27 protein-coding genes are annotated in these 23,898 nt (G+C 69.2%); 13 read left to right on the top strand and 14 right to left on the bottom strand.

Annotated features, from left to right (window positions below):
• Positions 1-225 precede the first annotated feature (225 nt).
• Entirely contained in the window at positions 226-1,839 is a 1,614-nt protein-coding gene (locus Q8W67_RS12610; protein ID WP_305545890.1) for a peptide chain release factor 3, read from the top strand.
• Between the two features lie 48 nt (positions 1,840-1,887).
• Here the strand turns inward: Q8W67_RS12610 and Q8W67_RS12605 are convergent, their stop codons facing one another.
• Together Q8W67_RS12605 and Q8W67_RS12600 are read right to left on the bottom strand one after the other, a co-directional pair.
• Positions 1,888-2,346, bottom strand: a complete 459-nt coding sequence (locus Q8W67_RS12605; protein ID WP_305545888.1) for a response regulator — start codon at positions 2,344-2,346, stop codon at positions 1,888-1,890.
• Positions 2,347-2,354: 8 nt separating this feature from the next.
• Positions 2,355-2,822 (bottom strand): BLUF domain-containing protein, encoded by a 468-nt coding sequence (locus Q8W67_RS12600; RefSeq protein WP_305545886.1) that lies wholly within the window; start codon positions 2,820-2,822, stop codon positions 2,355-2,357.
• Positions 2,823-3,123: 301 nt separating this feature from the next.
• On the opposite strand from Q8W67_RS12600, the gene Q8W67_RS12595 reads away from it, so the two are divergent.
• From Q8W67_RS12595 to Q8W67_RS12575, 5 genes are all read left to right on the top strand, one after another.
• Positions 3,124-4,503, top strand: a complete 1,380-nt coding sequence (locus Q8W67_RS12595; protein ID WP_305545884.1) for a flagellar hook protein FlgE — start codon at positions 3,124-3,126, stop codon at positions 4,501-4,503.
• A gap of 34 nt (positions 4,504-4,537) precedes the next feature.
• Positions 4,538-6,424, top strand: a complete 1,887-nt coding sequence (gene flgK / locus Q8W67_RS12590; RefSeq protein WP_305545882.1) for a flagellar hook-associated protein FlgK — start codon at positions 4,538-4,540, stop codon at positions 6,422-6,424.
• 2 nt (positions 6,425-6,426) lie between these two features.
• On the top strand, positions 6,427-7,983 hold the full coding sequence (locus tag Q8W67_RS12585) for a flagellin (protein ID WP_305545880.1): 1,557 nt from the start codon (positions 6,427-6,429) through the stop codon (positions 7,981-7,983).
• Between the two features lie 176 nt (positions 7,984-8,159).
• Positions 8,160-8,420 carry a hypothetical protein gene (locus Q8W67_RS12580; protein WP_305545878.1) on the top strand — a complete coding sequence of 87 codons (261 nt, stop codon included), beginning with the start codon at positions 8,160-8,162 and terminating at the stop codon, positions 8,418-8,420.
• 1 nt (position 8,421) lies between these two features.
• Positions 8,422-8,754, top strand: coding sequence for a porin (locus tag Q8W67_RS12575; protein ID WP_305545876.1), 333 nt, complete (start codon positions 8,422-8,424; stop codon positions 8,752-8,754).
• 9 nt (positions 8,755-8,763) lie between these two features.
• Here the strand turns inward: Q8W67_RS12575 and Q8W67_RS12570 are convergent, their stop codons facing one another.
• The 3 genes from Q8W67_RS12570 to Q8W67_RS12560 form a co-directional block, all read right to left on the bottom strand.
• The gene (locus tag Q8W67_RS12570; RefSeq protein WP_305545874.1) at positions 8,764-9,237 is read right to left on the bottom strand and encodes a hypothetical protein; all 474 of its coding nucleotides are present in this window, start codon (positions 9,235-9,237) and stop codon (positions 8,764-8,766) included.
• Positions 9,224-9,583, bottom strand: coding sequence for a rod-binding protein (locus tag Q8W67_RS12565; RefSeq protein ID WP_305545872.1), 360 nt, complete (start codon positions 9,581-9,583; stop codon positions 9,224-9,226). Before Q8W67_RS12565 ends, Q8W67_RS12570 begins: the two co-directional genes overlap by 14 nt.
• Positions 9,584-9,654: 71 nt before the next feature.
• Positions 9,655-10,794, bottom strand: coding sequence for a flagellar basal body P-ring protein FlgI (locus tag Q8W67_RS12560; protein WP_305545870.1), 1,140 nt, complete (start codon positions 10,792-10,794; stop codon positions 9,655-9,657).
• Between the two features lie 243 nt (positions 10,795-11,037).
• Here Q8W67_RS12560 and Q8W67_RS12555 point away from each other — a divergent pair, with 243 nt between their 5' ends.
• Positions 11,038-11,466 carry a flagellar assembly protein FliX gene (locus Q8W67_RS12555; protein ID WP_305545868.1) on the top strand — a complete coding sequence of 143 codons (429 nt, stop codon included), beginning with the start codon at positions 11,038-11,040 and terminating at the stop codon, positions 11,464-11,466.
• A gap of 195 nt (positions 11,467-11,661) precedes the next feature.
• Here Q8W67_RS12555 and Q8W67_RS12550 read toward each other — a convergent pair whose 3' ends face one another.
• On the bottom strand, positions 11,662-12,336 hold the full coding sequence (locus Q8W67_RS12550) for an RluA family pseudouridine synthase (RefSeq protein ID WP_305545866.1): 675 nt from the start codon (positions 12,334-12,336) through the stop codon (positions 11,662-11,664).
• Between the two features lie 159 nt (positions 12,337-12,495).
• Here Q8W67_RS12550 and ftsY point away from each other — a divergent pair, with 159 nt between their 5' ends.
• Both ftsY and Q8W67_RS12540 read left to right on the top strand, forming a co-directional pair.
• Positions 12,496-13,833: a signal recognition particle-docking protein FtsY gene (ftsY, locus tag Q8W67_RS12545; protein ID WP_305545864.1), complete on the top strand. Its 1,338-nt coding sequence runs from the start codon at positions 12,496-12,498 to the stop codon at positions 13,831-13,833.
• 212 nt (positions 13,834-14,045) lie between these two features.
• Positions 14,046-14,660, top strand: a complete 615-nt coding sequence (locus Q8W67_RS12540; protein WP_305545862.1) for a septation protein A — start codon at positions 14,046-14,048, stop codon at positions 14,658-14,660.
• Between the two features lie 3 nt (positions 14,661-14,663).
• Here the strand turns inward: Q8W67_RS12540 and Q8W67_RS12535 are convergent, their stop codons facing one another.
• The 3 genes from Q8W67_RS12535 to Q8W67_RS12525 are packed head-to-tail and all read right to left on the bottom strand — an operon-like array spanning position 14,664 to position 16,226.
• A complete protein-coding gene (locus Q8W67_RS12535) occupies positions 14,664-15,278 on the bottom strand; it encodes a DsbE family thiol:disulfide interchange protein (protein WP_305545860.1) in 615 nt (204 codons plus the stop codon).
• Positions 15,275-15,418 (bottom strand): heme exporter protein CcmD, encoded by a 144-nt coding sequence (ccmD, locus tag Q8W67_RS12530; protein ID WP_305545858.1) that lies wholly within the window; start codon positions 15,416-15,418, stop codon positions 15,275-15,277. Before ccmD ends, Q8W67_RS12535 begins: the two co-directional genes overlap by 4 nt.
• A gap of 10 nt (positions 15,419-15,428) precedes the next feature.
• The gene (locus Q8W67_RS12525; RefSeq protein ID WP_305545856.1) at positions 15,429-16,226 is read right to left on the bottom strand and encodes a heme ABC transporter permease; all 798 of its coding nucleotides are present in this window, start codon (positions 16,224-16,226) and stop codon (positions 15,429-15,431) included.
• 473 nt (positions 16,227-16,699) lie between these two features.
• Between Q8W67_RS12525 and Q8W67_RS12515 the strand changes: the two genes are divergently transcribed.
• The gene (locus tag Q8W67_RS12515) at positions 16,700-17,386 is read left to right on the top strand and encodes a trna delta -isopentenylpyrophosphate transferase (protein WP_305545854.1); all 687 of its coding nucleotides are present in this window, start codon (positions 16,700-16,702) and stop codon (positions 17,384-17,386) included.
• 37 nt (positions 17,387-17,423) lie between these two features.
• The gene (locus tag Q8W67_RS12510) at positions 17,424-17,735 is read left to right on the top strand and encodes a hypothetical protein (RefSeq protein WP_305545853.1); all 312 of its coding nucleotides are present in this window, start codon (positions 17,424-17,426) and stop codon (positions 17,733-17,735) included.
• A 21-nt stretch (positions 17,736-17,756) separates the two neighbouring features.
• Here Q8W67_RS12510 and Q8W67_RS12505 read toward each other — a convergent pair whose 3' ends face one another.
• Together Q8W67_RS12505 and Q8W67_RS12500 are read right to left on the bottom strand one after the other, a co-directional pair.
• Positions 17,757-18,503 carry a tRNA1(Val) (adenine(37)-N6)-methyltransferase gene (locus Q8W67_RS12505; RefSeq protein WP_305545851.1) on the bottom strand — a complete coding sequence of 249 codons (747 nt, stop codon included), beginning with the start codon at positions 18,501-18,503 and terminating at the stop codon, positions 17,757-17,759.
• The gene (locus Q8W67_RS12500) at positions 18,500-18,724 is read right to left on the bottom strand and encodes a DUF2007 domain-containing protein (RefSeq protein ID WP_305545849.1); all 225 of its coding nucleotides are present in this window, start codon (positions 18,722-18,724) and stop codon (positions 18,500-18,502) included. Before Q8W67_RS12500 ends, Q8W67_RS12505 begins: the two co-directional genes overlap by 4 nt.
• Before the next feature lie 168 nt (positions 18,725-18,892).
• On the opposite strand from Q8W67_RS12500, the gene Q8W67_RS12495 reads away from it, so the two are divergent.
• Entirely contained in the window at positions 18,893-19,912 is a 1,020-nt protein-coding gene (locus Q8W67_RS12495; RefSeq protein ID WP_305545847.1) for a polyprenyl synthetase family protein, read from the top strand.
• A gap of 9 nt (positions 19,913-19,921) precedes the next feature.
• On the opposite strand, the gene Q8W67_RS12490 is transcribed toward Q8W67_RS12495, so the two are convergent.
• Together Q8W67_RS12490 and Q8W67_RS12485 are read right to left on the bottom strand one after the other, a co-directional pair.
• Positions 19,922-20,800: a protein-L-isoaspartate O-methyltransferase gene (locus Q8W67_RS12490; RefSeq protein ID WP_305545845.1), complete on the bottom strand. Its 879-nt coding sequence runs from the start codon at positions 20,798-20,800 to the stop codon at positions 19,922-19,924.
• A gap of 43 nt (positions 20,801-20,843) precedes the next feature.
• Positions 20,844-21,272, bottom strand: coding sequence for a MarR family winged helix-turn-helix transcriptional regulator (locus tag Q8W67_RS12485; protein ID WP_305546085.1), 429 nt, complete (start codon positions 21,270-21,272; stop codon positions 20,844-20,846).
• A 193-nt stretch (positions 21,273-21,465) separates the two neighbouring features.
• Between Q8W67_RS12485 and Q8W67_RS12480 the strand changes: the two genes are divergently transcribed.
• Complete coding sequence (locus tag Q8W67_RS12480; protein WP_305545843.1) at positions 21,466-23,289, top strand: chloride channel protein; 1,824 nt, start codon at positions 21,466-21,468, stop codon at positions 23,287-23,289.
• A 207-nt stretch (positions 23,290-23,496) separates the two neighbouring features.
• On the opposite strand, the gene Q8W67_RS12475 is transcribed toward Q8W67_RS12480, so the two are convergent.
• A partial coding sequence (locus Q8W67_RS12475; protein ID WP_305545841.1) for a hypothetical protein occupies positions 23,497-23,898 on the bottom strand: 402 nt, incomplete at its 5' end.

Raw genomic sequence — 23,898 nt, 5'->3', positions numbered from 1 at the left:
CGATGGCCACCGAGACGATCCGGAGACACGATTGAGGCGTGCGGCCTTGAGGGTCTCGCCGAAGGGTCGGTCGGTCGAGACTGACCGGGCCAGCCTGTGCTGCTGGTCGAGGGCGCCGGCGTCTGCTTCTTTGCCAATACCGGGGGTTGCCGCTACACGATCCCGAGACCGCGCGCGCGCGCCGGACAACGTCCCTCAGTTCCGCCGACTCAGAGCGTTCGCTCCATGCTGATGCAGACCAAGACCGAGGCGAGGCCGGCCGATCCGGTTGCGCGGCGGCGCACCTTCGCGATCATCTCCCACCCTGACGCGGGCAAGACCACGCTGACCGAGAAGCTGCTGCTGTTCGGCGGCGCGATCCAGCTCGCCGGCGAGGTCAAGGCCAAGCGCAACCGGGTCTCGACCCGGTCCGACTGGATGGGAATCGAGAAGGAGCGCGGCATCTCGGTGGTCACCTCGGTGATGACCTTCGAGTACGGCGACTGCGTCTTCAACCTCCTCGACACGCCCGGCCACGAAGACTTCTCCGAGGACACCTACCGGACGCTCACGGCGGTGGATTCGGCCGTGATGGTGATCGATGCGGCGAAGGGCATCGAGGCGCGCACGCGAAAACTGTTCGAGGTCTGCCGCCTGCGCGACATTCCGATCGTCACCTTCGTCAACAAACTCGACCGCGAGGCGCGCGACCCGTTCGAGCTGCTTGACGAAATCGAGAAGACGCTGGCGCTCGACGTCGCCCCCGTCACCTGGCCGATCGGCACCGGCCGCAACTTCTCCGGGACATACGAGCTCGGCGGCAACCGCGTGCGCCGGCTCGACGCCGCCGAGGATGCCGGCATGGTGGCGGTGTCGGGCCCGCAGGACCCGCTGTTCGACGAGCTGCTCACCGAGAACGGCGCGGCCGATGCGTGGCGCGAGGAGGTCGAGCTGGCCGAGGGCGGCCTCAAGCCGTTCGATCTCGACGCGTTCCGCGAGGGCCATCTGACGCCGGTATTCTTCGGCTCGGCGCTGCGCAATTTCGGCGTGCGCGACCTCATCGACGGCCTCGCCAAGGTGGCGCCCCCGCCCCGCGGCCAGGACGCCGACAAGCGCCTCGTCGAGCCGACCGAGCCGCGCATGACCGGCTTCGTGTTCAAGATCCAGGCGAACATGGACCCGAACCACCGGGATCGCATCGCCTTCATGCGGGTCTGCTCGGGCAAGCTCAGCCGGGGCATGAAGGCCCGGCTGGTGCGCACCGGCAAGCCGATCTCGCTCTCGGCGCCGCAATTCTTCTTCGCGCAGGACCGCGCCATCGCCGATGAGGCGTTCGCGGGCGACGTGGTCGGCATCCCGAACCACGGCACGCTCCGGATCGGCGACACGCTGACCGAGGGCGAGGATCTGCTGTTCCGCGGCGTGCCGAGCTTCGCCCCCGAGATCCTGCGCCGGATCAAGCTCACCGACGCCATGAAGGCCAAGAAGCTGCGCGAGGCGCTCCAGCAGATGGGCGAGGAGGGCGTCGTCCAGGTGTTCGTGCCGCAGGATGGCAGCCAGGCGATCGTCGGCGTGGTCGGCGCGCTCCAGCTCGACGTCCTCAAGGAGCGCCTCCAGGCCGAGTACGGCCTGCCGGTGGATTACGAGACCTCGCGCTTCTCGGTCTGCCGCTGGGTTTCTTCGGACTCGGAGGTCGAACTCGACAAGTTCGTGGACAGCCACGGCTCGGCCATGGCCAAGGACCTCGACGGCGCGCCGGTCTTCATGGCGACCACTGCGTTCTCGCTCCGCTACGAGGAGGAGCGCTACCCGGCGGTGCGCTTCACCGACGTGAAGGATTATCAGAAGCGGGCCGCCTGAGCCCGAGCGGGATTCGGGCTCGGTGCGATCCGCATCAGGGTCGCCGGCTCAGAACTTCCCCAGCATCGGGAAATCGACGCTGAGCGCCGATTCCGCGGCCATCGGTGCCTCGCGCTTGCGCGGCTTGCGGTTGAGCACCTGCTTCAGCTTGCTCTTCAGCACGGCCATGTCGAACGGTTTGAGGATGAAGGCGTCCGCCCCCGCCTGGTGGGCGAGATTGATGTCCTCGAAGTCGAAGGACGATTCGGTGAGCATGAACGGCGTGTTCATCAGCGCGTCGTCGGCGCGAATCTCGCGCAGCAGGCTGATCCCGTCCATCGGCTCCATGTCGAGATCGGAGATCACCAGCGCGTAGCGGCGCGCGCGCAGCCGCTCCAGTGCCTCCACGGCGCTGGTGACACCCTCGACGTCCGGGAAGCCGATGCGGGTCATGAGCATCACGACGAGTCGCAGGAGCTTCTCCTGGTCGTCGACGATGAGGATCGGCGGCGTATCGCTCTCGGACATCGCTCGGCTCAGATGAAGAGGTGATCGATGCCCTGGCGGGACATCGCGTCGTTCTGGAGCGCCACGCAGAGCCCGTGGATCGCGGATGCTTTCGGGGTGCCGCGCTGGAGCATCGGCAGAAGATTGGCCTTGGCGAACAGGGTCTCGTTGGTGGCGGTACGCTGGGCGCTCTTGAAGGAGTGGACGAATTCGCGCTTGGTGATCTCGCGCCACTCGCTGATCTGGACCTCCCGATGACGCTGGTCGGCATTGACCCGGTCGAAGGTCTCGTGGACCGAGGAGCGCTCGCCCTCGATCACCTGACAGGCAAAATTGCCCTCAATGACCAGGAAGCTGGTGATCACCGAGAACTCGTTCTTCTTCTGCGCGACTCGGCCGATATCGCCGATCTGCTCGGACCGCTTCGCAGGGTCCGGCGACAGGTTGAGGCGCGAGAAGTAGATGATGTGGACGAGGCTCGTCCGTTTCGCCCGCATGACCCCTAGATCCGCAACCCATGCCGAGACGGCGCGTCCGGGCAGAACGGTCCCCACCCATCCTGACCGCCCTGCCATCTTGGCGCGAGCCGGATAACACCCCGTAAACGCGGGCGGCCGGCCGGGTTCGACCTAAATGGTCTTCCCTCGGCAGGATTTGCCGGGCCGACGTCTCCAGCCGGTCAGTCGGTGCCGGGCAGGGGACGAGCCATATCTTTTGTATCAAGGGCTTAGCCCTGGCACGGCGGTTGCGCTCGGCTGAACTTGCGGGCCATCGCGGCGCGTGTCGGGATCGCATGCCATGGATCTTTTTACCGCCCTGCAGACCTCGGTCTCCGGACTGCAGGCGCAGTCCTACGCCATCAGCAACATCTCCGGGAACATCGCGAACTCGCAGACGACCGGGTTCAAGCGGATCGACACCAGCTTCGTCGACATGATGTCCGAGACGACGCCGAAGCGCGAGGTGTCCGGCTCAGTCCTGGCCCAGTCGCAGCTCACCAATACGATCGGCGGAAACGTCGTGTCGTCGAGCGTGCCGACCAACATGGCCATCAACGGGAACGGCTTCTTCACGGTGGTGCAGAAGACCGGCGACTCGAACGGCGCCGCCACCTTCAGCGGGACGAACGTCTACACGCGCCGGGGCGACTTTTCTCAGGACAAGGACGGCTACCTGGTCAATGGTGCCGGCGGCTACCTGACCGGCACCAACCTCGACCCGGTCACGGGACAGGCCACCAGCACCGGGCTCATCAAGCTCGGGAACTCGTCGCTTCCGGCCCAGGCCACCACGGCGATCACCTACGCGGCCAATCTTCCGGCGACGCCGGCCACCACCGCCTCGGCCACGTCGGGCTCCGATCTCTACAATCAGCTCCCGGCGGCCGTCGTCCTCACGGGGACCGGCCAGACCGGCGTCTCGGTTCCCTCGACCGATGCCGGAACCTTCGTGAACAACAGCATCGCGGGGCCATCGCTCACCACTTACACGTCGACCGGCGCGCCGGTCACCCTGAGCACGCGCTGGGCGAAGGTGCAGGATGCCTCCACGACGCCGGCGCAACCGGCGGTCTGGAATCTCTATTACGCGTCCGACCCCTCCGCCTCGGCGAACGCGACCAGCTGGCAGAACGTCGGGACGGCTTTCACGTTCGACTCGACGGGGAAGCTGACTTCGCCGGCGACGAGCCCGGTCTCGCTCGGCGCCGTGACGGTGGGCGACTATACCTACTCGAACCTGACCATGAATGTCGGCGCGGCCGGCCTGACGCAGTACGCCGACACGTCCGGCGCCGTGACCACCAACACGTTGAGCCAGAACGGCAACAGCGCCGGCACGCTGACCAGCGTCGCGGTCGGCGATGACGGCAAGATCAACGGGACCTTCTCGAACGGGTCGGTTCTGGCGCTCGCCAGCGTGGGGATCGCCCAGTTCGCCAATCCCGACGGCCTCAAGGCCGATTCCAACGGCAACTACCTCCAGACCGCGGATTCCGGGCCGGCCCTGGTCGGGCTGAACGGCAGCACGATCACGGGCGCCAGCAATGAGCAATCGAATACCGACATTGCGACCGAGTTCTCTAAGATGATCGTAACGCAACAGGCTTACTCTGCGAACACGCGGGTCATGTCGACGGCCCAGACGATGATGTCCGACCTGCTCAACGTGATCCGTTGAATGAGGATGCAACCCGAGCCGCGGAGGCCGTGAGATGTCGCTGAATGCGCTTTCCACCGCGACCGCGGGGCTCGCGGCCACGCAGGCGGCGATCAACGTCGTCTCTCAGAACGTCGCCAATTCCGGGACGGCGGGCTACGTCAAGCGGACGATCTCGTCGGTCGCCACCGGCACCAACAACTCGGGCGTCGCCACCGGCACGATCACCCGCAGCTTCGACGCCGCCGCCTTGCGGCAGCTCCGGCTCGAGACTTCCGGGGCGGCCTATACCAGCACGAAGTCCGGCGTGGTCGCTCAGCTCGACACGCTCTACGGGACGCCCGGCAGCGCGGCGGCACTGGACGGCACGCTGAACACCTTCACGGAATCACTTCAGGAACTCGCCGCCAACCCGACGTCGGCGGCCGCCCGCACCACCGTGGTGAGCAACGCCTCGGCGCTGGCAAGCCAGATCAACGGTGCCGCCGCCACGGTGCAGAATCTTCGCACGGGCGTGGAGTCGCAGCTCGGCACGGACACGAAGTCGGCGAACACCGTCCTCACCACCATCGCCAGCCTGAACGCCAAGATCCAGAACACCGCGGACAGTTCTTCGCTGGCCGATCTCCAGGACCAGCGCGACCAGGCGATCAACACACTCTCGGGCTTCATGGACGTCCAGACCGCCGCGCAGAGCGACGGAACGGTCACCGTGCTGACCCAGTCGGGCGTGACGCTGGTGGACCGCGGCAACGCGGCGTCGCTGACCTTCGACGGTCATGGGGCCCTGAACGCCAATTCGAGCTACTCGACGGACCCGACGAAGCGAACGGTCGGCACCATCACCGCGACACTGCCGGGCGGTGGCAAGATCGATCTCGGGGCGCCCGGCGTGCTGCGATCGGGCAGCCTCGCCGCCGAAATCGAGCTGCGCGATCAGACGCTGCCGCAGGCCCAGCGCCAGCTCGACGATCTCGCCGGGGGACTCGCGAGCGCGCTCACAGACAAGTCCGTGACGGGCACGGTGAGCGGCAACGCGGCCACGATCGACCTCACGGGCATCCAGGCCGGCAACAGACTCACGATTCCGGTCACAGCGGCCGACGGCTCGGTCCGCAACGTCACGTTGATCGCCTCGAACGCCGCGACGGCCGCGGTCGATCCGAGCCAGACCGACGATTCCAGCGGGCTGGCGCAGACCTTCGACATCTCCGGCGGCCCGTCGACCTACGCGACCGCGATCCAGACCGCGCTCTCGGCACTCAACACGCGGGCGACGGCCGCGGGCACCAAGAACGTCCCCGCTCTGGCCGCCACCGGCACCGGTGCGACGGTCACGATCGGGCCAGCGGCCGCCAGCACCGACAAGGTCACGGCCGCCAGCGCCAACATAACGCTGCCCACCTCGGCGACCGATCTGACCACGGGCTTCCCGCAGATCGCCCTGTTCGTCGATGGCTCGGGCAACCAGCTCTTCACGGGCTCGTTCGACAACGGTTCGCAGCTCACGGGCTTCGCGCAGCGCATCACGGTCAACTCGGCGGTCTCGGGCAACACCTCGGCCCTCACCGCCTCGAGCGCGACCGACTCGAGCGCCTCGGGCGGTCGCGCGCAGGCGATCTACACGGCGCTGACGTCGACCCAACAGACCTTCTCGTCGTCGAGCGGCATCGGCGGTGTCTCCGCCCCCTATCACGCGAGCGTCGTCGGGTTCGCGCAGGACGTCATCGCCTCGCAGGGCGCGGCCGCCTCGAACGCTGCGGCGCTCAACGATACCCAGCAGACCGCCCTCTCGACCGCCCAGGGTCGATTCGCCTCGGGGGCCGGGGTCAATATCGACCAGGAGATGTCGAATTTGATCGCGCTCCAGACCGCCTACGGCGCCAACGCCCGGGTGCTGACCGCCGCGCGCGACATGCTCAACCAGCTGCTGCAGATCTGATCATGACCACGATCACGCCCTTCGCGGCCGGTTCCTACGTCGCGAACCGGAACACCTCGCAGCTCCTCACGCTGAAGAACCAGCTGAACGACCTGTCGAACCAGCTGTCGAGCGGCCAAGTCTCGCAGACCTATGGCGGGCTCGGAACCGGGCGGTCCACCGCGCTCGCGGCGCAATCGACCTTGAGCGCGCTTACCGGATACGCCGCAGGCATCACCGCCGCCCAGACGCGCACCGACCTCGCCGTCACGAGCCTGACGCAGGTCGCCCAGCTCGGCACGAGCGCCCGGACCACGTTGAACAACGGCCTTCAGAGCATCGCGGCGAACACCGTCTCCGGGCGGTCGGTGGCGCTCAGCAACCTACAAACGGCGCTCGACACGCTCAACCAGTCGGCGGCGGGCAACTACCTGTTCGGCGGTCGCAATACCACGACGCAGCCGGTGGTCGATTCCGACACAATCCTGAACGGGACGACCGACAGCAGCGGCAACAAGCTCGACGGCCTCACGACGCTGATCTCGCAGCGGGTCAATGCCGAGCTGGGAACGGCCGGCAACGGCCGGCTGACGCAGACCTCGACCGCCACATCCGTCCAGGTCCAGGAGGAGTCGAACGACGCGACCCGGGGAACGTTCGGCTTCACCCTGGCGGGCCAGCCGACGGTGACCGGGTCGGCGCTCAGTTCCTCCTTCACGCCGGCGACGAGCACAAGCCCGGCCTCCTTCGCGCTGAACCTGGCGTCGCAGCCGGCCGTCGGCGACAGCGTGACGTTCACGCTGAAGATGCACGACGGCACTTCGACCACGCTGACCCTCACCGCGGCGGCGAGCGCGGATCCGACCTCGACGACGAGCTTCGCCATCGGTTCGAGCCTCGCCAACACGGTGAGCAACCTGTCGACGACCCTGGACAACGCCCTCAAGGGGGCGGCCAGCAGCACGCTGGCGGTGAACGCCACCGCGCAGGTCGCGCAGAACTTCTTCTCGGGATCGGTGGGCACCGGGGCAGTGCCGCAGCGCATCACCTACGACGCCGGCGGAAACCCGACGGGGTACACGGCGGGGACGGCGCAGAACACGGTGATCTGGTACCAGGGCGAGGATTCGAGCACGCCCGCGATCGACACCCAATCGGTCCAGGTCAGCGCGACCGGCAGCGTCGGCACGGGCGCGCGCGCCAACGATCCTGCGATCCAGAACGTGCTCGCGGGCCTGGCCACGATGGCGTTCGCGCTGCCCACGACGAGCGATGCCAACACCAACGCCACCTATCAGACGGTCGTCGGTCAGGCCGGGAAGCTGCTGTCGTCCTCGGACCAGAGTCCCAGTGTCCAGGACACCGTCACCCAGCTGAGCGTCGCCGCGACGCGGCTGTCGAATGCCAGCACGACCAACAAGGCCACCCAGAACACCGTCCAGAACACCCTGGACGGGATCGAGCAGGCGCCGACAGAGGAGGTCGTCGCCAAGCTGCTCGATGTCCAGAACCGGCTCCAGGCCAGCTATCAGGTCACGGCTTCGCTCTCGAAGCTCTCTCTGGTGAACTACATCAGCTGAAGCCTTCCCGGACGGCGAGCCGTCCGGCCCGCGAGCACTGGCGTGCGCGCACGCTGCGGCGTCTTGAAGCGGAGCGCGATCGACTCTCGCCATCATAGTATCGCCGCTTTCCCGCAGTGAAGCGCTTCGGGAGCGGACGTGCCCGCGCGCGATCGTCCGGTCGAGGAGAGGTTCGCATGCAGCTGTCCGAACCCGTCCACGTCGTCTACCGCCTCGGCTCCGCACCGCGGATCGGAGCCATCGTGTTGGCCGAGCAGGCGATCGACACCTATCTCGACGGCTATGGCCGTCCCGACGACCGCGCCACCGCGCTCGATATCCTGTTGCGCGATCTCGCGCGGCTGCGGTTTCTGGAGCCTGCCTTTGACGGCTTCATCGCCGAGGTCGAGAGTTACATCGATCAGCTGCACCGGGACCTGCTGCACCGGGCCGCCTGAGATGCGCGGTTCGCCCCTGGAAGCCGCGGCCCTGGCCGTCGCAACACTTCTCCTGGGAGGCCAGGCGTTTGCCCGGGACCTCGAGAAGGCCCCCGTCGCGTCGGCGTTGATGCCGTGCCCATGGAAGGGGTCCGGCTTCGTGCGGATGCCCGGCAGCCGGAGCTGCATCCGGGTGTCCGGCGGCGTCAGCGCGGGCACGGACTTTGGGGGCAGGGCGCGGATCGGCGCGTCGGGCGCACCCGTGGTCGCCGGCCGCCTCGCGATCGACAATCGCACCGCTTCGGATCTTGGCGAGGTGCGAACCTACGTGCGGATCGGCAACGGCCGGCGCTGAGGCCGGCGCCTACAGGTTCCGGGACAGGACCAGCGGCCCGCTGCGCACGCCGCGGCCGTACGGGGAGGGCGCCGGTGCCTGCCTTCCGTAGCCTGTCGGCATCTGCGCCCGGCCGATCTCCTCCGCCAGCGACTTGATCAGCCCCTCCGATACGGTCTTGGCGCTGGCGAGAACCGACTGGTTCGCCTCCACGGCCGTGGCGAATCGGCGATGCGCGGCGCGCAGAGCTTCGACGCCCTCCGGATGGAAGCGCTTCAGCGCGACGGCGTTCGCCTTGGCGACCTCGAGGCCCTGCATGTAGGCCGCCGCCAGCGCCGTCTTCGGCTCTGCCGCGGCCAGCCCTTCTCGCAGCCGCCCGGCCCGGACATGGGTGGCCTCTTCGGCGAGCACGCTCTCCAGCGCGGCCATGTTCGCCAGCACGCCCCCCACCAGCGCCTCCGCGGTGACGCGATCGGCGATGCGCAGCGGTTCAGCCCTTTGCACTGGTCGCTCCATCGCTCGTGGCCCCCTGCATCTTCATGATCTCACGAAACACCGAATCGGCGATGCCGACGCCGCCGCTCTTCACGATCTGTCCCGCATATTCCTTCGTCAGCATCGAGCGGTAGACGCCGCCGCCGGTTCCGTTCTCGCCGAGCGGCCCGTCCGTCCCCTCCGACTGGGTCAGCCGGTCGAGGCTGTTCTCCAGGAACATCGACTCGAACTCGGTGGCGGTCTTGTGCGCCTTGGCGGTGTTGGCGGCCTTCAGGATGCCGTCGGAGACGTTTCCCGCGATCGCGCTCCCGACGCTGGCGGCGGCGTTGGCCGCGATGGTGGCGAGTGGCAGCATGGTTCGGCCCTCCTGTCCCAAGTGGGTTTCGCTGAAGCGCCCGGCGGTTCGGCGCCCAGAACCGGCGATCGTCACATCAGCTCGATATCGGCCTGCAGCGCCCCGGCCGTCTTGATCGCCTGGAGGATCGAGATCAGGTCGCGGGGGCCGACCCCGAGCGCGTTGAGGCCGTCGACCAGCTCGCGCAGGCTGACACCCTCCTTGACCAGCGCCAGCTTGTTGCCGTCGCCGGTATCGACCTTCAGGCCCGTGCGCGGGACCACGACCGTCCGGCCGTTGGACAGCGGCCCCGGCTGGCTCACCTGCGGCTGCTCCGTGATGGTGACCGTGAGGTTGCCCTGCGCGATCGCCACGGTGGAGACGCGCACGTCGCGGCCCATCACGATGATGCCGGAGCGCTCGTCGACCACCACGCGGGCGGTCTGGTCGGGTTCGACCTTGAGCTGCTCGACCTCGGTGATCAGGCGGATCATGTTGCCGTTGTACTTGGCCGGGATCTGGATCGTCACGGTGGCCGGATCGGTGGGCTCGGCCGTGTCGGCGCCCATGAAGTCGTTGATCGCCGCCGCGATCCGCTTCGATGTGGTGAAGTCGGGATTGCGCAAGGACAGACGCAGCGAGCGGGCGTCGTTCAGCTTGAACGCGATCTCGCGCTCGATATTGGCGCCGTTGGAGATGCGCCCGTTGGTCGGCACGCCCCGGGTGATCTTTGCCGCATCCCCCTCCGCGGAGAAGCCGGCGATCGCCACCGAGCCCTGTGCCAGGGCGTAGACCTCGCCGTCGGCGCCGAGCAGCGGCGTCACCAGCAGCGTGCCGCCCTGGAGCGACTTGGCGTCGCCCAGCGACGAGACGGTGACATCGATGCGGGTGCCCTGCGCGGCAAAGGGCGGGAGGCTGGCGGTCACCATCACGGCGGCGAGGTTCTGGGTGCGCATCGTCGCGCCCCGCGTGTTGACGCCGAGCCGCTCCAGCATCGCCTGGAGAGACTGCTTGGTGAACGGGATGTTGTTGAGCGTGTCGCCGGTGCCGTTGAGGCCGACCACGATTCCGTAGCCGACCAGCTGGTTCTGGCGCACGCCCTCGATCGAGGCGAGGTCCTTGACCCGCGACAGGGCCATCGCCGGGCCGGAGGCGGCCGCCAGCAGCAGCGCGCCGGCGACGAGCGCCGCGAAGGCCGATCCGATGAGACTGAACGGGTGACTCGGGCGCATGCCGGATTTTTCGAGGGTGAACGGACCTGCCGCTGTCCTGCCAGGGGCGTGCCAGACGGGTCCTGTCGATAAGGCCCTGAAAAGCTTGAACTTGTCCGGCGGCTTGTCGCGCGTGGCATGCAGTCTGGGCAGCGCCGAACCTGCCGACCCGGCAGCTTCTGCCGGGCCGTTTACCCCCGCTTAACCCTGCGGGCCGAGTGTCGTGACCAGCGCAGGGGCGCCCGGAGCAACGCGAACAGGATCATGCGCGTCGAGACCCGCCAGCCGATCCAGAACGCGGGGGGCCTCGCCGCCACCCGCCGATCCGAGGGCGGCCGCGGCTTCAGCCTCGATGCGGCCCCGGCCTCCACCTCGGGCGCCGGCGCCCCGGCCGCAGCCGCGACCCTTGCGGGACTCGACGCGGTGCTGCTCCTCCAGGGCGAATCCGAGACCCCGCAGGAGCGCCGCCGCCGGTCCGCCAAGCGCGGCCACGACCTCCTCGACAGCCTCGACCGACTCAAGGCCGCGCTGCTCGGGGGGCGGGTCGCCCCGCACGAGCTGCGCACCATCGCCGGCCGGCTGGCCGAGCGCCCGGGCGCATCGGGGGATCCGCGGCTGGACGGGCTGATGGCCGAGATCGAGCTGCGCGCGGCGGTGGAACTGGCCAAGCTCGAAGGCAGGCGCGGCGTCTGAGCGCGCTGGACGCAGAGACGTGCCGGCCGTTCGCGGGCTCCCCCTCGGGACGACGACGGCTGCCGGTCGCGTGTCGAACGCACTGTCTCGGTTCTAGGAAGGCGTCGACGCGCTCAGGCTTTCTGGCTCTCGCCCTTTGCGGAACCCCGAGAGACGAACGCCGTCTGGGCCCGGCATGGCCCATCCAACGAGGCGTTAGAAGCCTGTCCCCGCCACGGCCTGCGCGATGTGCGGCGGCGGCGGGGCCGTGACCGTGATCGGCGCGCGCTTCGGGTAGAGCGGGATCGTCAGCGACTGCGCGTGCAGATGCAGGGCACTCCCGCGCGGCGCCCCGCCGTAGACGGCATCGCCGAGGATCGGCCAGCCGGAGGCGGCGCAATGGACCCGGAGCTGGTGCGTGCGGCCGGTCACCGGCTTCAGCTCCAGCCACGTCCGGCCGCCACCCCGACCCAGGACCCGCCAATGGGTCAGCGCCGGGTCACCGGCCGGGTCGGCCTTCATCCACCAGGAGCGCGGATCGTCCGAGCGGCGGGCAAGCGGAAAGTCGATGCGGCCCACCTCCCCGGCGGGACCGCCATCGACCACGGCCCAGTAGGTCTTGTCCACGGCGCTGCCGGCGAAGAGTTTCCCCAGCCGCGCCAGCGCCTTGGCGTGGCGTCCCAGCGCCAGGCAGCCCGAGGTGTCGCGGTCGAGCCGGTGCGCGGCCTCAGGGCGACGCGGCAGGCCGAACCGGAGCCCGTCGAGATGATCGGTCAGGGTCTCGCCGCCCCGCGGCCCCGGATGGACCGGCAGGCCCGGCGGCTTGTCGATGACGAGCAGCAGGGCGTCGCGGTAGAGGAGGCGAGCGCCTATGTCGAAGGCGAGTGTCATCAGGGCGGGCCCAGCAGGTTGCACAAACGTGCGGTGCGGTTCGGCGTCGAAAACCTGCGTTGAATCAAAAACCTAAGCGGACGAAGCGTTGGCCTCCCGACGCAAGTTCGCTTAGAGGGTCGGCGCCGGGTGGGCAAGGTGGGGCGAGGACGAGGTTTCATGGCGAGCGAGGACAAGCCCGGCTGGTTCGGGCGCCTGTTCGGGCGCAAGGGCCAGGGCGACGAGAAGGGCGAGTCGGACCTGCCCGCGGAGGCGCCGGCCTCACCCTCGGAGGGCCAGCCCGACTTCGCCACCGGGGCGGAGGACGTCGCCCATGTCCCGCTGCCGCCGGAGGAGGCCGAGCCACCCGTCGCCGACGTGGTCGAGGGCGCGGACCTGCAGCCGATCGCGGGCGAGCCCGAGCGGCCGCCCGCCGGCACGGCCGGCGACGCTCCCGAGCACGGCGCGGATCCGGTCGATGCCGGGGATGCGGTCCGGGCGCCGGCGATCGAGCCGGTGCCCGACATCCAACCCGTCGATTCCGCCGCGGCGCTCGCCCACGATGCCGATGCCGGGCCGCACCGCGAGCCGGAGGCCAAGGGCTGGTGGACCCGCCTCACCTCCGGGATGAAGCGGACCTCCTCGGCGCTCTCCGAGCGGGTCACGGGCCTGTTCACCAAGCGCAAGCTCGACGCCACGACCCTGGAGGATCTGGAGGATGCCCTGATCCAGGCCGATTTCGGTCTGGAGACCGCGATGCGGATCTCGGAGGCCGTGGGCAAGGGCCGCTATGAGAAGGGCATCTCGCCGGACGAGGTCCGGGCGATCCTGGCTACCGAGGTGGAGCGCGCTCTCGAACCCGTGGCGGTGCCGCTCGCGATCGATTCCGCGAAGAAGCCGTTCGTGATCCTCACCGTCGGGGTGAACGGCGCCGGCAAGACGACGACGCTCGGCAAGCTCGCCTCGAAGCTGCGGGCGGAGGGCCGAACCGTGATGCTCGCGGCCGGCGACACGTTCCGGGCGGCGGCGGTCGAGCAGCTTAAGGTCTGGGGCGTACGCACCGGCACCCCGGTGGTGAGCGGCGCGCAGGGCGCGGACGCCGCCGGGCTCGCCTTCGACGCCCTGAAGCAGGCGAGCGCCGCCGGGACCGACGTGCTCCTGATCGACACCGCCGGCCGGCTCCAGAACAAGGCCGGGCTGATGGCGGAACTCGAGAAGATCGTGCGCGTGCTGCGCAAGCAGGATCCGGAGGCGCCGCACGCCACGATCCTCGTCCTCGACGCCACGGTCGGCCAGAACGCGATCTCCCAGGTGGAGCTGTTCTCCCAGGCCGCGCCGGTCTCAGGGCTGGTGATGACCAAGCTCGACGGCACCGCCCGGGGCGGCATCCTGGTGGCGCTGGCGGCCAAGTTCGGCCTGCCGGTGCACTTCATCGGCGTCGGCGAGGGCGTGGAGGATCTGGAGCCGTTCGCGGCCCGGGACTTCGCCCGGGCGATCGCGGGCCTGGAGAAGGATTAGGGCGCGCGCGGAGGCGAAGCCGTCACCGCGGTTCAGCCCGGCCGGGCTCCGGCCCTTCCCGTGGCGCACGACGGCGATGCCGCGGGTCGCGATCCATCCTGCACCTGTCGGCCGCCCGTCGGGAGCGAAGCGACCGCGTCACGGCCGATGGCGATGGACATCCCGTCTCCCACATCGATACAGACACGCCCCGCCATCTGATATCAGGCGCCATGCAGATCGAATCCGTCCCCCCGCGCCGCCACCTGCCGCCACTCGTGAAGCTGGCGCTGGAACTCGGGCCGCTGGTGCTGTTCTTCCTGGGCAACGCCTACTCGGAGAAGTTCGGGGTGGCGCCCGACCAGAAGCTGTTCGTGGCCACCGGCGTGTTCATCGCGGCCACGGTGGTGGCGCTGGCGATCCACTACGTCCTGGTGCGGCGCCTGCCGATCATGCCGCTCGTATCGGGCGTCGTAGTGGTGGTGTTCGGCGGCCTGACGCTGGCGCTCCAGGACAAGACCTTCATCATGGTCAAGCCGACCATCGTGAATGCGCTGTTCGGGACCGTGCTGCTCGGCGGCCTCGCGTTCGGCCGCTCGCTCCTGTCGGTGGTGCTCGACTCGATGTTCAGCCTCACCGACGAGGGCTGGCGCAAGCTCACCTTCCGCTGGGGGCTGTTCTTCTTCGTCCTGGCAGCGCTCAACGAGGTGGTGTGGCGGACCCAGAGCGAAGATTTCTGGGTCAACTTCAAGGTGTTCGGCATCATGCCGCTCACCGTGCTGTTCGCTCTGGCGCAGACGCCGCTGCTCACCCGCTACGAGCGGAAGGAGGCGCAGCCGGGTCGCTAGCGGTCAGCGCGCGTCCGCGACCTTTCCGGCCGCCCGGATCCGCGCCAGCACGCTGGCGAAGTTCTCCGGCGTGAGGATGCCGACGAGCTTGTCGCGGATCACCCCGTCCGGCCCGATGATGAAGGTCTCCGGCACGCCGTAGACGCCGAAATCGATCGCCGCGCGGCCGCCTGCATCGGCACCGACGGCGCTGAACGGCACGCCATGCCGGGCGAGGAAGCGCTGCCCGGCCTCGGCGTTGGGCTCCTTGTAGTCGATGCCCACCAGGCGGATGCCGGGCTCCCGGGCGAGCCGCATCAGCATCGGGTGCTCGACCTGGCAGGGGGCGCACCACGAGGCGAACACGTTGAGCACGGTGATCTCGCCCTTCAGGTCGGCGCTCGACAGGCCGGGTACCGGGGCGCCGGCGGCATCGAGCCCCGGCACGGCGGGAAGGTCGAAGCGCGGCACCGGCTTGCCGATCATCGCGGAGGGCAGGGCGGCCGGGTCGACCCCCGAGCGCAGGCGCAGGAACAGCACGGCCGCCAGCGCCGCGAAGGCCAGCACCGGCACGATCAGCAGGAGGGAGCGGCGGACCGGAGCCGGCCGGCCGGCCGCTTCGTCGGCGGGCGCGGTCATCGGCGCTCCTCCCCGAATCCCTTGAGGGCACGCAACTGCGCCCGCCGGTCGCGGATCGCGTTGCCGATGAGCGCGACCATCACCAGAGCCGTGAACGCGTAGGCCGCCAGGATGAAGCCGCCGTGAGATCCGAGATCCATCGCGGTGATCCTAGACCGGTTGTCCGACCGGCATCCCGGCGGTTTCGGGCGTGATGCGCGGCTGGGCCCGGTCCAGGCGCTCGGCCTCGCGGATGGTCAGCGTCCGCACCCGCCGCCGCATGATCTCGGTGCGCATCGCGTAGAGATGCAGCGTCGTCCCGCCGAGCGTCGCGGCGCCGATCATGATCAGCAGCGGGTAGAGCATCGACGGATCGATGGTCGAACCGCCCATACGCAGGATCGAGGCCGGCTGGTGGAGGGTCGACCACCAGTTCACCGAGAACTTGATGATCGGCAGGTTCACGGCGCCCACCAGCGTCAGGATCGCCACCGACCGCGCCGCCCGGTTCGGCTCCTCGAGGGTCCGCCACAGGGCGATGATTCCGCAATAGATCAGCAGCAGGACCAGCATCGAGGTCAGCCGCGCGTCCCAGACCCAGTAGGTCCCCCACATCGGCTTGCCCCAGAGGGATCCGGTCACGAGGCAGATCAGCGTAAAGGCCGCCCCGATCGGCGCGGCCGCGCGCTGCGCCACGTCGGCGAGCGGATGGCGCCAGACCAGGCTGCCGATCGCAGACAGGCTCATGGCGCCGTAGAAAAACACGCCGAGCCACGCCGCCGGGACATGGATGTACATGATCCGCACGGTCTCGCCCTGCTGGTAGTCCGGCGGCACCACGAAGAAGGTCAGGTACAGCCCAAGGCCGAGGATGGCGACCGACAGGGCGGCGAGCCACGGCACCAGCGCCCCCGACCAGCGCATGAAGTGGCCGGGATTCGACAGGCGGGTCCAGAGGGAGGGCGTCATCGCGGCTTCTGTCTCGGACATCGTCCGGGCGGTCTACCTCAGGGTGCGGTGCAGCAACAATGCGGGCGGTTCGCGCAGTCCATCGATGCGAGATCTTGCGCCGGACCGGCATCTGCTTCAGCGGCGCACGCTACAGCAGGACTGGCCCCCTTCCGCGCGCTCGATCCTGCCGCGCGCGGCCAGATGCATGACGGCGACGGTCAGGCCGTCCGTAGCGGGACGGTCCAGGATGGGCCGGCGCGTCGCGACCGTCTGTGCCGGTTCGCCGACTGCCCGACTCTCCCGGCAAGTCTCTGGGACAGCGGCAGCCGCAAGCGCTGCCGCACAAAGCCGCCCTCGACGCACAGCGCTCATCCCGACTCTTGCAGGCGCCCGCGAGATCGCTCATATAGGATGAAACAAAACAAGAACAAAAGAGCGTCGCCGTAGAAAGCTGTGGACGACGCGGTCCTCTTCTGCCGAACGAGCCCCGCATGCGAACCGCCGACAAGCAGATCGCCGACATCCTCGTGCGCTACGGTGAGCCCTTCGGGGGCAACGTCTGGCGCGTCCAGGGCACGGCCGTGATCTACCACAAGACTCTGGAGCGCATCGCCGCGCAGGCCGGAATCGTGTTCGAGCCGCCGACCCTCATCCGCGCCGAACGCGACGAGGCGGTGATTCTGGTGACCGGGCGCCTGCCGGGTACGAAATCGGGCGCGAAGGCCGCGGCCGATCGGGTCGAGTGGTCGCTCGGCGAGGCGCTGGTCAACGTGAACTACCGCGTCTCGGGCAAGCAGGCGGCCTACGTCTACGCCATGGCCGAGAAGCGCGGGAAGGACCGCGTGATCCTGAAGCTGATCGAGCTGCACGGCCTGGTCTATTCCGAGGAGGAGGCGGACGAGTTCCGCGCCCACCTGCCAGCCGTGCGGGCCGTGGACGAGGATTTCGAGGAGCCGGCGGCCTTCGACGAGGTCACCGAGGCCGAGGGCGACCTCAAACGCCGCATCGACGAGGCCGGGGCCATCAACGCGGTGACCGACCTGATGCTCGACGGCACCACGCAGGCGATGCTGGCGGCGATGCCGCCCGGCACCCGCGACGAGGTCCGCGACTACGCCAAGGCGCGCCTCGTGGCGCTCGGCTGGCCGAAGCGGACCGGCCGCCGCAGCGCCGCCTGAACCCGCGACCGTCTTCCCCCAACAGCAGGAGCCTGCCATGCATCGCGCGACGAGCCGCCGCACCCTGAAGGCCCGCCGGGGCGTCAACCGGGGCTGGAGCATCGAGACCCTGTCGTACAGCCCCACGCGGATCGTGCGGCTGGGCGCCGAGAAGGTCGCGATCCTGTTCCCCCCGGTCGAGCCCGGCGCCGGATGGCAGCTCTACCCGCATCCCGACACCTTCCCCGGGCTCAACTTCGAGGGGCTCCCCGAGCCGTTGCGCCCGGAATTCCTCGCTTTCTCGGACCTGCCGGCCGTGGAGCGGTTCTTGGGCATCCACGACGCCGCGCCGTCAGCCCTGGCGGCCTGAGGGGACCGTCCCGGATCGGGCTCAGACCGTCGGCCACGCCGCGCCCCGGTGCAGCGCCTCGGCCTCCGGGGTGAAGCCGCCGTCCGGACCGTGCAGCACCAGGGGCGGGCGCAGGCTCACGGCCGCGCGGCTGCCACGGGTCGCGGCGATCAGCACGCGGATCGCCGCGGTCTCTGCGCGAGCCTGGACCGGGCGGATCTCGATCCCGCCGTAGCGGCCCTTTAGCGCGTCGAGGCAGGCCGGCAGGGCGTCGGCGCGATGGATCAGCCCGAGCCGTCCCCCCGGCCGCAGGATCGCCGTGCAGGCGCGGATCCAACGGTCCAGGCCACCCTCGGGCAGGGCGTGGGCCGTCGCCCGCCCCGGATGCGGGGAGGGACGGTGGGCGCCTTCCGCGAAGAAGGGCGGGTTGGTCAGAACCAGATCGAAGCTGTCCGGCCGGAGTCCCGCGGCGCGGCGCTCGGCCGCGGACCCCAGCACGTCGGCCTCGATCACCTGCGCGTCGATGCCGTTGAGGGCGGCGTTCGCCCGGGCCCGCGCGGCCAGCTCCGGGTCGCGCTCCACCAGGGTCGGCCGGACCCCGGGGTGGAGCGCCGCGCAGCCGAGCCCCACCGCGCCGGTCCCGGCCCCGACATCGCAGAGGCGCTCGCCCGCCGCCGGCGCCAGCAGCCGGGCGAGCAGCACCGCGTCGGTCCCGGCCCTGTGCGCCCCCCGGGGCGGCTGGTGCAGACGCAAGGTCCCGCCCAGGAAGGCGTCCGGCTCCGGGCTCACGGCCGGCGCAACTCATGGGCGAGCCCAGCATCGGTAAGCAGCCGGCGGGCCTGGGGCTCCCAATCCCCGGGCACCATCAGGCGCTGGCCGAACGCCCCGATCGAACCCTCCATCAGGCTCATGTGGCTGTCGGCCACGAGGACCGGGATCTCGGCCGCCTCGAGGATCGAGCGGGCGAAGCCGATCAGCACGATATCATTCGCGCAAATCAGCTCGATCATCGTATTGCTTCGCAGAAATACCGGGCTGCAGGCGCATTCGCCGCGTCCAGCGCGCGTCCGGCCCGCCCCATATCGGGCCCGGGTCGATGTTGCGGCGCCGCGAGGCGCGTGCGAAGGGATCGCCCGCCCCCTGCGGGGGAACCGGACTGGAGGTCGCGGATCTTGGGTATGGCCCTCTCCATCGAGAATCCGAAGCCCGAGGCGGAAGCGGGGCTGAACGACCTCGTCGCGCTGGTGGCGGACGGCATGGCGCGGGTCAACACCACGATCCTGTCGCGCACCGGGTCCGACGTGGCGATGATCCCCGAGGTCGCCAACCACCTGATCGCGTCCGGCGGCAAGCGCCTGCGCCCGATCCTGACGCTCGCCTGCGCCAAGCTGTGCGGCTACGCGGGTGACGCGGAGGGCGACGTGAAGCTCGCTGCCAGCGTCGAGTTCATGCACACCGCGACCCTGCTGCACGACGACGTGGTCGACGAGAGCGACATGCGCCGCGGCCGTGTCGCCGCCCGGATCAAGTGGGGCAACGAGGCCTCGGTGCTGGTGGGCGATTTCCTGCTGGGCCAAGCCTTCCGGATGATGGTCGAGGTCGGTTCCCTGCGGGCGCTCGACATCCTCTCGGCCGCCGCCACGGTGATCGCCGAGGGCGAGGTGATGCAGCTCACCAACGCCAAGAACCTGGAGACCGACGAGGCCGCCTACCTGGCGGTGATCCGCGGCAAGACCGCCGAACTGTTCGCCGCCGCCTGTGAGGTCGGGCCGGTGCTTGCAGGCCGGCCCGAGGCCGAGCAGGTGGCTGCCCGCGCCTACGGCATGAACCTCGGCATCGCCTTCCAGCTGATCGACGACGTGCTCGATTACGGCGGTACCTCGGCCGAACTCGGCAAGAATGTCGGCGATGATTTCCGCGAGGGCAAGATCACCCTGCCGATCGTGCTGGCCCACCGCCGGGCGAGCGAGGGCGAGCGCGGCTTCTGGCGGCGCACCCTGCAGCAGGGCGAGATCGGCGAGGACGACCTCGGGACTGCCCTCGACCTCCTCCAGCGCCACGGCGCTCTCCAGGAGACGGTGGCCCGCGCCCACCATTACGGCGCCCAGGCCCGCGCCGCCCTCGACATCTTCCCGGACGGGCCCGTGAAGTCCGCACTCACCGGCGCGGTGGAGTTCTGCGTGGCGCGGGCGCGCTGAACACGCCCTTCACGGGTCCCGCGTGGAAAGCCACCAGCCCCTGCTGTCGTACCAGCAGCTCGCGTCTCGCGGTTTGTCGAACCGGATCGAGCGGATCGGCGGCAACGGCTGGCGCGCGAAGGCCTTGGCAAGCTTGGCGCTGTCCTTCTCAGGCATGCCCTGGAGCGGCATGAAGATCGCCCGGGACACGAACCGTGCCGGCCATGCCGTGCGGCTTGCCGATCGGTGCACCAGCAGCATGCCGCCCCGGCCGTGCATGGGTTGGAGCGGAAACAGCAGGCGGCCCCCGGGCCGGAGCGCGCGGATCCAGGCGCGAGCCGGGCGCGGCGTTCCGGCGTTGACGTAGATCGCGTCGGCCGCTGGTAATTTCTCCGTCATGCCGGAGCGGGCCTCGACCTGAGCCCAGGGCCAGGGTGTGAGGTTGTGCGCCGCCCGGGCTGCGAGGACGGGATCGATCTCGAGGCCGTGAATGCGCCCCTCCACCCCGACCAAGTGGGCGAGGAGCGCCGTGTAATACCCGCTTCCTGCACCGATCTGGATCACCGTTTCCCCCGGCAGCGGCGCCAGCGCGTCGAGGCAGAGGGCGTGCAGGCTCGGCTGGCCGATATTGATGCGGCGCTTGGCATCGAGGGCGATCAGAACGTCCTGATAGAGGAAGGCTGGATCGTCGTCCGGGGTCGTCACATAGAGCGGGCCGCGATCCCGGAACCGCCAGACATTGGCCGCCAGGATCGACCAGGGGCCCGGCCCGGAGAAAGGTTCCCGTGGGACCGCCGCGAAAGCCGCCTCGATACGCGGGTCGGCCGCCGCGCCCTGGCCCGCAACGAGGGACGCATAGCAGCGCCTGAGCTTGGCGCTGCGCGCGTTTGAACGATCCTGATCCGCCATCCCGTCACCCCCGGGACGAGCAAATCAGTCGCCTGCAAATGCGTCAACATGCCGCGAATTGGAGCGCCCCGGCGAGGGCCGGCGCCAGTCCCCGCAGCTCCTCCAGATGCGCGGCCGTCAGCGCCTTCAGCAATGCCTCGGCCCGGGGCGTGAGCGACAGCGCGCTCCGCCGCCTATCCTCTACGGCGCGCGCTTTCGTCAGCAGGCCTCCGTCCACCATCCGGGCGACCAGCTCGGCCGCAGTGTGCGGCGCGATCAAGAGCTGTTCGGCCAGAAGGCCCACCGTCGGGGGCTCGCGCCCGGCATGGCCCGCCAGAGTCAGAAGCGCCTGGTGCTGCTGCGGCGGAATGCCGGCTCGGGCCGCCGCCGCCTCGCTGAAGGCGAGGAAGCGTCGCAGCCGATAGCGGAAATCCGCGAGTGCCGCGTACTGCTGCGGCGAAAGGGGCTCGGTCTCTGGCTCGTCGGCACCCACCATGGCCTCCTTGGGGCGGCATCCGGATGATCCGGTCCGCGCGTCGCTCGCCGGACACGCCGACCCAGCCAGTCGCGCCCGCGCCGCCGCACGCCGGGACAGGCACGCGCTGTGCCGAATCCTGTTGGCCAGCCCGTTGTAGATTATATCGTATCACGACATAAGCGGCAGGGTTTGACGGAGGGAGACCGGTATGGATCGGGGAGCGGGGACGGAGCGTGGTGGCAACAGGCCGCTGCGTCGGGCGCTGGGCGATTTCAGCGCCGACCGGAGGGTCCTCACGCTCGCCGGGATGGCCGTAGTCACCGGCACGGCCGCGTCCGCCACAGCCTGGGTCCTGCTCACGCTGATCGGCCTCGTGACCAACCTCGCGTGGTACGGCCGCTTCGACACGGAGCTGACCTCACTGGCCGGTGCCGCACCGGGCCCCTGGATGGTGGCGATCCCGGTGATCGGCGCCCTGATCGTCGGCACCATGGCGCGCTACGGCTCCGAGAAGATCCGCGGCCACGGCATCCCCGAGGCGATGGAGGCGATCTTGATCGGTGGCAGCAGGATGTCGCCCAAGGTGGCGGTGCTCAAGCCCCTGTCCTCGGCGGTGGCGATCGGCACCGGTGGACCGTTCGGCGCCGAGGGGCCGATCATCGTCACCGGCGGCGCCGTGGGTTCGCTGTTCGCGCAGTTCTTCCATCTCAGCGCGGCGGAGCGGAAGACCTTGCTGGTGGCCGGTGCGGCCGCCGGCATGACGGCGATCTTCGGGACGCCGGTGGCGGCGGTGCTGCTCGCTGTCGAGGTCCTGCTGTTCGAGTGGCGTCCGCGCAGCCTCGTCCCGGTAACGGTCGGGGCGGTGACGGCGTCGTGCTGGCGTCCCGTCTTGTTCGGGGCCGGCCCGCTCTTTCCGTTTGCCGACAACCCGAACCTACCCTGGTGGGGGCTGCCAGCCTGTGCGGCGCTCGGGATCGCCTGCGGGTTCATCTCGGGCGGCCTCACCCGGGCTCTCTACGCGCTCGAGGACGGCTTCGGCCGGTTGCCGATCCACTGGATGTGGTGGCCGGCGCTGGGTGCCGTCGTTGTCGGCCTCGGCGGTCTCATCGAGCCCCGGGCGCTGGGTGTCGGCTACGACGTGATCCGCGACCTGCTCTCCGGGCATATGCTGGCAGGCGCCGTTCTGACTATCCTCGTGGTGAAGGGGGTGATCTGGCTCGCGGCCCTGTCCTCGGGCACCTCCGGCGGCGTGCTCGCGCCGCTGCTGATCCTGGGCGGTGCCGCGGGGTGGCTGATCGGCCAGCTCCTCCCGGGCGTTCACGGGTTCTGGGCGCTGATCGGCATGGCGGCGATGCTAGGCGGCACGCTGCCGGCGCCGCTCACCGGCGTGGTGTTCGCCGTCGAGGTGACCGGCGACGTCGCCGCTTTGGCGCCGCTGCTCGCCGCCACCATGTCGGCCTATGCGGTCACCGTTCTGCTCCTGAAGCGTTCGATCCTGACCGAGAAGATCGCCCGGCGCGGCCAGCACGTCACCCGGGAATACGGCATCGACCCCTACGACCTCGCCCGGATCGAGGCGGTGATGACCCGGGAGGTCGAGACGCTGGACGCCGATCTCCCGCTCGCCGAAGCCCTGGCGGCGATCACCTCCGGCGCCCACCATGCCTATCCTGTCGTCGACGGGGCGGGCCGGCCGGTGGGGCTGGTCACGCGCAACGACGCGCTGCGCTGGACGGTGGAGATGGACGAGGACGTGGGCGACGGCACGCTTGCCGAGCGCGTCTCCGACGCCGATCTCGCGGTGGTTCATCCGGGTGACGTGGTCTCCCACGCCCTCGACGTGATGCTCTCGGCGGGGCAGGGGCGGCTGCCGGTGACCGATCCGGAGAGCGGCGCACTGGTCGGGCTGCTCACCCGCAAGGATCTCCTGCAGGTGCGCGCTACCGTAGTGCGTGCCGAAGGCGACCGCCGCGCGTTCTTCCGGAAGGGCCGGGCGGGCGCGGGTGAAGGCCGCGTCACGATCGGAGGATGACGATGGAGCTGCATTTCCCGGGGCGCGCGACCAGCCTCGACCAGCTCGGGCCGGGGGCCTGCTTCCTGATGGCGGGCCCGGACGGGGCAGACCTAGGGTCAAAACCTAATCAGCTTGACCCTGGGAGGGCCGCCCGCTTTCGACCCATTGCGGACGGTCAGGTTGAGTGTGGAAGCAGAATTGCGGCCTTGTCATGGACGTTGCAACTCAGGAAACTTTTCGGTGACCAAATTTACTTGCCCAGCCTCCGATTGAAGCTCCGATCCAAAGAGAAGCATAAAGTAGGCAAGAGCTTATCAAGAATATGATATGCCCTGCATTGCCAGAAAATCCATTCTTGTCTATAGCCTTAGTAAATATTATTGCTGCTAATATGATTAAAAATAAACTCAGCGGCGATTTTAACCCTAATCTTGGTCGCTGCTTACCTTTACGATAGCCAACGGCGAAACCAAATATTAGCAACAAAAGCGCGACATATGGAATTAGATACAGTAACATGACAGATACCCAATCGGGACGATCACTGGCTAACCGTAGCATTTGAGCGTCCGCTCGCCACCCTTCTCGGACATCATCACGGCCAAGCTGATTGAGTTCAGACCCTAG

Origin of the sequence: Methylobacterium sp. NEAU K, assembly GCF_030700285.1 — a bacterium.
Lineage (GTDB): Bacteria > Pseudomonadota > Alphaproteobacteria > Rhizobiales > Beijerinckiaceae > Methylobacterium.
Note: the sequence above shows the minus strand (reverse complement) of the source record. Positions and strands in the feature narration are given on the sequence as shown.